This is a genomic window from Amycolatopsis rhizosphaerae, from assembly GCF_007713715.1.
GTDB lineage: Bacteria > Actinomycetota > Actinomycetes > Mycobacteriales > Pseudonocardiaceae > Amycolatopsis_E > Amycolatopsis_E rhizosphaerae.
The window spans coordinates 1-1,002 of record NZ_VJWX01000896.1 but is presented as its reverse complement, the minus strand read 5'-3'; the positions used below and the strand labels follow the sequence as shown (position 1 = coordinate 1,002).

1 protein-coding gene is annotated in these 1,002 nt (G+C 67.0%); it reads right to left on the bottom strand.

The window, feature by feature from the left end; all coding sequences use genetic code 11:
- Window positions 1-136: 136 nt before the first annotated feature.
- The coding region (locus tag FNH05_RS37685; RefSeq protein WP_483964247.1) for a TrbL/VirB6 family protein at window positions 137-1,002 on the bottom strand (866 nt) is incomplete at its 5' end.

Genomic DNA, 1,002 nt, shown 5'->3' with positions numbered 1-1,002 from the left:
ATGAAGCTGCGCACCAATGACCCGATCAGGGACCGTCCTCCGCCGCCGCGGATGCTGCCCAAGACCCAGAACGGGATCTTGATCAGGATGTAGATCAGTGCGAGCGCGACGAGAAGATTGACCACCCCGTTGCCGGTCATGACGGGCCTCCGAACAGGGTGAGGCCGCCGGGGGTGAGGAAGATCCGGAGCGCGGTGATCAAGGTCAGTGACTGCGCGACCTGGATGGCCAGGCAGCCGGCGAACGCTTTCCACCACCAGTAGGCGATGCCCTCGCTTTGGGGCAGGGCGTGGCACATCAGCGCGAGCGGTGCCGCGGCGATCAGGATGATCGTCAGCGCGACGCGCACGATGTAGGTGACGAGCAGGACGATGAGCATCCCGGCCAGGAACAGGCCGATCAGCACGATCCACAGCCCGCCGCCCAGTGACCCCAGTACGAGGTCCCGCAGTGTCGCCCCGGCGGCGGAGGCGTCCACACCGCCACCCATGACCGCCTGGGCGAGTGCGTTGGCAAGCTCGATGGCCTTGGTGGCCACCCAGAGGGACAGGGCACCGGCGAGGAATCCGACCACGATCCGCGGTGCGATCTCCTTGACCGAGTGGCGGGTCTGCAGGGTCTGGTAGCTCATCACCAGCACCCCGGCGATCAGGACCAGCGTCGCGTAGCAGGCCAGCAGGATCTGCCACGACGTGTCCCACAGCTCACCGAGGCGGGGCAGGGAATCCGGGGTCGGGGTTGTCAGCAGGGTCTTGGACAACAAGTCCAGCAGCGGGTTGAGCGCGGCCGTGACGATGCCGCGGAAGAACCCGTTGATCGCGTTGACGACACAGCCCGCGATGTTGGTGATCCCGCAGTCGACGTCTCCGCTGGCACTCTGGTCCGGTGCGCTGAGTCCCGGACTGGCGGGTGGCGGCAAGGTCGAGGGTTGTGGGATGCAGCCTTCCCCGGTGCACGGTGCGACGGTGGTCGACGGGTGGAGGCACTCGGCTTGCAGTGAGC